At 41.4% G+C, this 8,479-nt stretch carries 10 protein-coding genes; 4 read left to right on the top strand and 6 right to left on the bottom strand.

Annotated features, from left to right (window positions below; genetic code table 11):
* The 5 genes from AC11ZT_RS05875 to AC11ZT_RS05855 all read right to left on the bottom strand — a co-directional run.
* Nucleotides 1-170, bottom strand: a 170-nt coding sequence (locus AC11ZT_RS05875; RefSeq protein ID WP_484058711.1) for an urease accessory protein UreE, incomplete at its 3' end; no start/stop codon positions are given.
* A 9-nt stretch (nucleotides 171-179) separates the two neighbouring features.
* Entirely contained in the window at nucleotides 180-1,889 is a 1,710-nt protein-coding gene (ureC, locus tag AC11ZT_RS05870) for an urease subunit alpha (RefSeq protein ID WP_484058709.1), read from the bottom strand.
* Complete coding sequence (locus AC11ZT_RS05865; protein WP_484058708.1) at nucleotides 1,886-2,209, bottom strand: urease subunit beta; 324 nt, start codon at nucleotides 2,207-2,209, stop codon at nucleotides 1,886-1,888. The genes ureC and AC11ZT_RS05865 overlap by 4 nt, the downstream gene beginning before the upstream one ends.
* A gap of 12 nt (nucleotides 2,210-2,221) precedes the next feature.
* Nucleotides 2,222-2,524, bottom strand: coding sequence for an urease subunit gamma (locus AC11ZT_RS05860; RefSeq protein WP_484058707.1), 303 nt, complete (start codon nucleotides 2,522-2,524; stop codon nucleotides 2,222-2,224).
* A gap of 339 nt (nucleotides 2,525-2,863) precedes the next feature.
* Entirely contained in the window at nucleotides 2,864-3,754 is an 891-nt protein-coding gene (locus AC11ZT_RS05855; RefSeq protein ID WP_484058706.1) for a DMT family transporter, read from the bottom strand.
* A gap of 129 nt (nucleotides 3,755-3,883) precedes the next feature.
* On the opposite strand from AC11ZT_RS05855, the gene AC11ZT_RS05850 reads away from it, so the two are divergent.
* The 4 genes from AC11ZT_RS05850 (at nucleotide 3,884) to AC11ZT_RS05835 (ending at nucleotide 8,218) form a co-directional block, all read left to right on the top strand.
* Nucleotides 3,884-4,573 carry a response regulator transcription factor gene (locus AC11ZT_RS05850; RefSeq protein ID WP_484058705.1) on the top strand — a complete coding sequence of 230 codons (690 nt, stop codon included), beginning with the start codon at nucleotides 3,884-3,886 and terminating at the stop codon, nucleotides 4,571-4,573.
* Nucleotides 4,560-5,936 carry a sensor histidine kinase gene (locus tag AC11ZT_RS05845; RefSeq protein WP_484058704.1) on the top strand — a complete coding sequence of 459 codons (1,377 nt, stop codon included), beginning with the start codon at nucleotides 4,560-4,562 and terminating at the stop codon, nucleotides 5,934-5,936. The genes AC11ZT_RS05850 and AC11ZT_RS05845 overlap by 14 nt, the downstream gene beginning before the upstream one ends.
* Nucleotides 5,937-6,010: 74 nt before the next feature.
* Nucleotides 6,011-6,685, top strand: a complete 675-nt coding sequence (locus tag AC11ZT_RS05840; protein ID WP_484058703.1) for a hypothetical protein — start codon at nucleotides 6,011-6,013, stop codon at nucleotides 6,683-6,685.
* Nucleotides 6,686-6,859: 174 nt separating this feature from the next.
* Complete coding sequence (locus AC11ZT_RS05835; RefSeq protein ID WP_484058702.1) at nucleotides 6,860-8,218, top strand: IS1182 family transposase; 1,359 nt, start codon at nucleotides 6,860-6,862, stop codon at nucleotides 8,216-8,218.
* A 171-nt stretch (nucleotides 8,219-8,389) separates the two neighbouring features.
* Here the strand turns inward: AC11ZT_RS05835 and AC11ZT_RS05830 are convergent.
* Nucleotides 8,390-8,479 (bottom strand): ArsB/NhaD family transporter (locus AC11ZT_RS05830; RefSeq protein ID WP_484058710.1); only part of this gene is annotated, 90 nt, incomplete at its 5' end.

Below are 8,479 nucleotides of genomic sequence, written 5' to 3'. Positions count from 1 at the left end.
TCCTGCAAATCGATCGGTTCCTTTAACCGAATTCCGATATCATGGCCGTGATCGGTCGTCACGCGAAGAATTCGTTTCACGAGCTCATCACTTCGCAAATAGATGCGCTCGGTATGATTTGACCGCGAAGTTATTGTTGCTACATTGCCAATTACCCGTTCAATAATCATCGTCTCACCTCAAAATAAGAAATAGCGCTGCGCCATCGGCAGTACGCTGGCCGGCTCACAAGTCATAAGCTCTCCGTTTACTTTTACTTCATATGTTTGCGGGTCTACCTCAATTTCAGGCGTTTCCCCGTTATACTTCATATCCTTCTTCTGCAGCGATCGTACATTGCTGACAACACCAATTTTTTTCTGCAAGCCAAGCTTTTCGTGGACACCATTATCAAACGCAGCCTTTGGCAAAAACGTAAGCGACGTTTTATACGTTGCTTTTCCAAAACTTGCAAACATCGGCCGATATAGTGCTGGCTGCGGTGTTGGGATGCTCGCATTTGGATCACCCATCACACTATGAGCAATCATCCCGCCCTTTAAAATAAGATCCGGCTTTACCCCGAAAAAGGCTGGGTCCCACACGACAAGATCGGCAAATTTTCCGACTTCCACCGAGCCGATATAGTTCGAAATACCATGTGTAATCGCTGGATTAATCGTATATTTTGCAATATATCGTTTCACCCGTAAATTATCGCCTTGCGCCCCCTCCTCTGGCAAAGCACCACGTTGTTTTTTCATTTTATCCGCTGTTTGCCACGTGCGAATTATGACTTCGCCGACGCGCCCCATCGCCTGCGAGTCTGAGCTAATCATGCTAAATACTCCTAAATCATGGAGAATATCCTCTGCCGCAATCGTTTCCTTTCGAATACGTGAATCCGCAAACGAAATATCCTCAGGCACAGAAGGATCCAAATGATGACAGACCATAAGCATATCGAGATGCTCATCGAGTGTGTTTACCGTATACGGACGTGTCGGATTCGTAGAGGACGGTAAAATATTTGGATAGCTTGCCGCTTTAATGATATCCGGTGCATGCCCGCCCCCGGCTCCTTCTGTATGATACGTATGAATAACGCGTCCATCAATGGCAGCTAGCGTATCTTCGACAAATCCGCCTTCATTTAGCGTATCGGTATGGATGGCGACCTGTACATCATACTTATCAGCAACGCGCAGAGCATGATCGATGGCCGATGCCGTTGTGCCCCAGTCTTCATGCAATTTTAATCCGATCGCACCTGCCTCTACTTGCTCGGCTAGCGCATCGATGGAGGATGCATTGCCCTTCCCTAAAAAGCCAAGATTCATCGGGAATTCCTCTGCCGCCTCTAGCATGCGGTGTATATTCCATTCACCCGGCGTACACGTCGTCGCATTCGTACCCGTAGCAGGTCCCGTTCCGCCGCCGATCATCGTCGTCACACCAGAAGCAAGCGCTGTTTCAATTTGCTGCGGCGCGATAAAATGGATATGGGAATCGATGCCACCAGCGGTTACAATCATTCCTTCCGCCGCAATAATTTCTGTAGCCGCCCCAATCGTCATCGTCACCCCGTCCATCAGTAGCGAATTACCCGCCTTGCCAATTGCCGCAATGTTTCCGTCTTTCACGCCAATATCTGCCTTGTATATGCCGGTATAATCAACGATAATTGCATTCGTCAACACCAAATCCATCGATTCTGCGCGAGTAGCAAGCGGATGCTGCCCCATCCCGTCACGAATGACCTTACCACCGCCAAACTTCACTTCATCACCGTAAATGGTATAGTCCTTCTCAATTTCAATAAACAACTCCGTATCAGCAAGGCGAACACAATCGCCTTTCGTCGGTCCAAACATATCTGCATACTGCCTACGAGACATATGAAACGTCATTTTTCTGCCCCCTTATCAAGCGGACCATCCACTTTATTATGTAAGCCATATACGCAGCGCTTGCCGGAAAACGGCACAAGCTGAATCTCCTTCGCATCACCTGGTTCAAAGCGCACAGCTGTACCAGCTGGAATGTCTAGATGCATTCCAAATGAGGCGCCGCGCGTAAATTCGAGCGCATCATTCACCTCAAAAAAATGAAAATGCGAACCTACCTGAACTGGACGATCTCCGCGGTTCACTACAGACAGCGTTATACTTGGTTTGTCTTCGTTACACACAATCGGCGTTTTTCGTAAGCGATATTCTCCTGGTATCATCGTACGCTCCTCCTATCTAATCGGATCGTGAACCGTTACAAGCTTTGTTCCATCCGGAAAGGTTGCCTCAACCTGGATATCTGGAATCATTTCCGGAATTCCTTCCATAACATCTTCTCTAGATAAAATCGTCGCACCAAATTGCATCAGCTCCGTCACACTTTTCCCGTCACGCGCTCCCTCGACGATTTCATATGTAATAAGTGCAATCGCCTCCGGATAATTAAGCTTGAGCCCACGCTGTTTGCGGCGCCGCGCCAAATCCGCAGCTACTACAACAAGTAACTTTTCTTGTTCCCGAGTTGTTAAACGCACGTCCATTCCCCCTTCTCGAATCCGTACCATATCCTTATTGCCTTCACACGGTTTTGTATTTAAGATGTTCCAAACGTTGCGTATTTTGAATACTTCTTGCAAATAGTTATTACGTGATGTTATGTTTTCTTACATTATCTGTTACTTTTATTATAAGGGATTTTGTTTGATTTACAATGCTATTTTTTGAGAAGGGACGGGGATTGGTTAGGGCAAATTTGGATTTTTCATTCCCATCGTGACGATTCCCCTCCGCCGCAGCCACGATTTCTTTTACAAAAGATTTTCATAAAAAAAGCCAGCACGCCGCTACGGCATACTAGCTTTCTCTTTTCTCCCTTATGCAGCTTTTTTCACGACAGCTACGTTCTTTTTACTCGTCATATATACCCCGCCGAATACGAGCAGACCCCCAATGATTTGAATCATCGTAATCGGTTGTCCTAAAAATGTACTTATAATTGCAGTAAAAACCGTGATTAAATTTAAATAGATTCCCGCACGGCTTGCCCCGATTTGTCCAACCGCAATATTCCAGAAGACAAACGAACCGACTGACGGAAAAAGTCCAATGTACAAAATTCCAATTAGGGCTCGTTCACTATGCGGCACATGTACACCTGTTGCAAGTACGAACGGTAATATAAGAAGAAGACCGAGAAAGACAGAAACAGCTGTTGCCGAAATCGGCGGTACTCCTTTTAACTTTCTTCCTAACAGCGAGTACACCGTCCAAATTAAAATAACAAACAGCATAATCAAATCGCCGACATTATAATGAATTGTAAAAATCTGCTGGAGCTGTCCTTTTGTTAAAATTAGCAACACACCAAACAACGAAAGAAAGAGACCGAAAATATTTTTCCCAGCTAGTTTTTCTCCTAAAAACAAAAAAGAAAACAATACAATTAACGCCGGATTTAATGAATTAATAAGGGCTGCATTCAAAGAAGTCGTATACTGAAGCGCTATGTATAAGAAAAAATTATACCCGATAATACCGAGCGCCGCCATTGGTAATAGGAGCTTCCACTTCTTCCACACACTCTTCCAGTCTGGATGTTCGATAAAATGTGCAATTGGAAATAATAAAACAACCGCAATCATCCAGCGAGAAAATGTAATTTGGAGCGGAGATAGTTCAGCTACCACATATTTTCCGAACACATAATTTCCGGCCCAAAGTAAATTTGCTAAAACGAGAAAGAGAACAACTACTGACTTTTTCATATAAAACCACCTTTTATAATAAAAATACGCTTATTTTCCATAGTACTACCGTTTTAGGTAGAAAGAAATGACTACTTTTTTCTTTCGTATCATGATTTACTAGAAACAGAGAAGAAAGGGGTGAAGGCAATGACAACGATTTGCATAATAGAAGATGATTCTTCTTTACGAGAATTATTAACGATGATGCTAAACAAAGAAGGATATGAAGTTGTATCATTTCCAGATGGATCACAGGTTGTAGAATATTGCTTAAGTATTGTGCCGGATCTTGTTATTTTAGATTGGATGTTACCAGTAAAAGATGGTATGACCATTTTAAAAGAGATTCGAAAAACATCCGATATGCCGGTGCTCTTTTTAACTGCAAAAGATACTGAGCAAGATCAGTTAACCGGGTTTTTATACGGTGCAGATGACTATGTGACGAAGCCATTTAGCTCACAAACCCTTTTGGCAAGAGTACGTGCCATTCTACGAAGAACCAGTCAAAAGATAAAGGACACAGAAGAAGAAACCATCATCCAAGGTGCACATTTTTTTATTCAAGTAGATGCCCATACAGTTTTTATTTATAACGAGGCTGTTAAAGATTTAACACCAAAGGAATTTGAACTCCTCGTTTTCTTTGCAAAGCGGCCCAATCATGTATTTTCAAGAGAGCAGCTGCTCGAACAAATATGGGGATACGATTTCTACGGGGATGTAAGAACGGTTGATGCGCACATCAAACGATTACGTAGAAAAATGGGGAATGTTGCGAGCAATTGGATTCAAACAGTATGGGGAGTGGGGTATAAATTTGATGAAACCACATAAAAGAACGATTCGTTTTTTTCATAAATTACTGGCCAATCACCTGCTCGTACTACTCCTTTGTTTTCTATCGCTCTTTCTGGCAACAAAGTGGTTTATTCCTTCTTTCTTGTATGATTTAAAAAGCAAAGAACTTATCCGTGTAGGGACTTTTTTAGTTAAAAATCCAGCTTCTATTTCCGAACAGACGGCGCCGCCAAGTGATACATCTTATCATGTAAAACGGATTACTGAATCGACTGAATACCCCGGCGGGTTCCAATTAACAAAGGAAAATTGGGATTCACTTAATTCCAATACCGTTCTTACCTTTAAGCATATACGTTTGCATCAACAAGACTCTGTAACGATTGTCATTCTACCGATTAAGAACCACGAGGCATTGATGTTGGTTTCCCCCATTACCGATACAGAAGAGGCAATTAACAAGGTTGAATCGGTATTATGGATGATTGGCGGAATTGCTTTACTCGTTTCCCTTTTACTTAGTATTTTCTTATCTAAACACATCGAGCAACGCCTCATGCAAATGCAGCACTTAACAAGGCAAATAGCGAATGGGAATTATAGCAACCGTCTTCCTGTTCAAGGTCATGATGAGCTTGCGGATTTATCAATGGATTTAAATAAAATGGCGGCAACATTAGAAGAAACGGAGCGCGAAATCAAACGAATGATGAACGTGCAATCCCAGTTTCTAGCTGATGTGTCACATGAACTAAAAACACCCTTAACAACAATGCGAGGCTTCTTAGAGATTCTTCGGACAAAGGAATGTTCTGACGAAGAAGAGCAGCGTACACTGTTCCTACTCGAACAAGAAACAATTCGTCTCATTCGCCTTGTCCTTAGTGTAATGGACTTAGAAAGATTGCGAAGCGGAGAAACGCACTTACATTTACATGTTCATGCTCTTAAACCTGTACTTTCCGCTGTTACCGAACAAATGTCGATCCTTGCCGAAGAAAAAGAACTCGAACTCATATTAGTTCCATTTGACGATGTAGCACTTGAAATGGAAGAAGATCGGTTTCGTCAAATTTTTATCAATCTAATCCGAAATGCAATCCAGTTTACAAACGAAGGATCCATTACCATACAGATTACGCAGCATACAAAGGATGTAGCAATATCAGTACAAGATACAGGCATTGGATTTGATGTAGATCAGCAGCAAGATATTTTTGAACGTTTTTATAAAATTGACTCTTCTAGACAAAAAACAGAAGGAGAAATGGGGCTGGGGCTAGCACTTGTAAAACAACTTGTACTCGCACATCATGGTCATATTGAAGTCACAAGCGAAGTCGGAAAAGGGTCTACTTTCACCGTCATTCTTCCTCTTTCTCCAACTCAAATAGGCTAATTTTTTTCTATCCTTCGTCATAGTTTCGTCATACTTCCTTGTTATTCTATACACAAGGAAGGAGATGAAAGACGATGAAAACAAAGAAAATCATCGGAATGAGTATTATTACACTTAGTCTACTGGCAGGAGGCGTTTATGGAAGCACCCAAATGAATAAAACAGAGGCTGCAGAAGCAACTGCTCTAGTTGGAAGTAAAGCGGCATTGGAAGACTCCTCTATCACTGTCAACGAGGCCTTACAATATGCAATGCAAGATGAACAATTAGCTGCAACTGAATACGAAGCCATCATAGCGAAATATGGTTCCCAAACAATCTATGAACCTATTCACAAGGCAGAGCTCCATCATATCGACTTACTTAAACCGCTTTTGGAAAAATACGGGGTTGCAGTAGAGGACAGAGATTACAGTAAACTGATTACCGTACCAGATCAATTACAAGATTCTTATGCAGTAAGTGTACAAGCTGAAAAAGACAATATTGCGATGTACAATAAATTTATTAATGATCCCTCTATTCCTAGTGATGTAAAAGATGTATTCCAGAAGCTATCCTTTGCATCTTCTCACCACCAACAAGCATTTGAAAATGCCGTAGCTGGAAAAACAATGACTCCTGGTGTAAATGGAAAACAGCATCAAATGAATGGAACTTGTAACACAGAACAAGGTACAGGTAACAGAAATGGTGCAGGACAAGGTAAAGGAATGGGTCTCGGTAATGGATACCGTAATCAACAATAGAAACTTGCAACAGCCCAATCGAAGGAAACTCCCCTACGAACGGGCTGTTGTATATAAAAAAAAGAACTGTAAAAACAGTTCTTTCAGACTGTAGACAAACTCGAAGAAATTCGAGTTTGCCTACAGTCTTTTTTCTTTTACAATAACTATAAGAACAAAACGAGGTGACGGAAGATGATGACGAGAAATCAAAATCACGAGCGAGAACAATTTGAAATGATTACAATTGATCAAGTAGTCCCACAAGAACATCTTGTACGAAAGTTAGAAGCGGCGATAGATTTCTCTTTCATCTATCCCATGGTAGAAGACCTCTATTCATCAGTCGGACGGCCCAGTATTGATCCAGTAGTCTTAATTAAAATGACGTTTATTCAATATGTATTTGGCATTCGTTCCATGCGTCAAACGATCAAAGAAATTGAAACAAATGTGGCCTATCGTTGGTTTTTAGGATTTGGCTTTTATACAGAAATCCCTCACTTTTCAACCTTCGGTAAAAATTATGAACGTCGCTTTCAAGAGACAGATTTATTCGAACAGATTTTTTATAAGATCCTTAAAGAAATTGCGGATCAAGGGTTATTAAGGACGGACCATGTTTTCATTGATTCAACCCATGTGAAAGCGAGTGCGAATAAACGTAAGTTTGAAAAGAAAATGGTGCGAAAAGAAACACGTGCTTACGAGGCCAAACTTCAAGAAGAATTAAACCAAGATCGTGTGGATCATGGGAAAAAGCCTTTTCCTCCTGAGAAATTTGAAAAAGAAGAATGGAAAGAGATAAAAGAAAGTACCACGGATCCTGAGAGTGGCTACTATGTGAAAGACGAACGGACCAAACAGTTTGCTTATTCTTTTCATACAGCTGCGGATCGGTATGGTTTTATTTTAAGTGCGATGGTTACACCTGGAAATATTCACGACAGTCATATGCTTCAACCCCTAGTTGAGAAAGTCATAGAAAAGGTGGCGAAACCTGTAGCGGTTGCCGCTGATGCTGCCTATAAAACACCTGCTATTACGAATTTCCTTATAGAAAATGAAATGACACCTGTTCTTCCCTACACGCGACCAAAAACAAAGGAAGGATTCATGAGAAAACAGGAATACGTTTATGATGAATATTATGATTGCTATATCTGTCCGCAAGGACAGATATTACCGTATTCTACAACGACGAAAGAAGGGTATCGTCAATACAAATCGAATCCTTCAAAATGTGAGAGTTGCCCATTGTTAGCTCAGTGTACGCAGAGTCAAATCCATCAAAAGCTGATTCAACGTCACATTTGGGAGAATTATATGGAAGAAGCCGATCATCTTCGTCATACAAATGAAGGGAAAGAAATTTATGCACGGCGGAAAGAGACGATTGAACGTGTCTTTGCCGATGCGAAAGAAAAGCATGGTATGCGTTGGACAACCTTACGAGGTCTAAAAAAATTGTCCATGCAGGCGATGCTGACTTTTGCTGCCATAAATTTAAAGAAATTAGCGAACTGGACTTGGCAAGGTCAGGTGATGGCCTAAAGGAAGATACTCGGAGAGTAAAATCCCGCTTCACTTGGGATAAAAGTATCCGAAATTCTATAAACATATCAAAAGGCATTTGGAATGAGACCATTCCAAATGCCTTTGTCGACAATCTGAAGCTCCCTGTATAGGGAGCTTTTTTCTGTACCATTATCTGTACTAATCTAATTAGTAATGAATAAATTCTAACCAAACATATAAACCAACTAATGTAAGAAACAGAGTTGGGATTGTAAGTATGATACCTACTTTACTATA

The sequence above is a fragment of the Ectobacillus sp. genome, from assembly GCF_056992975.1.
Note: the sequence above shows the minus strand (reverse complement) of the source record. Positions and strands in the feature narration are given on the sequence as shown.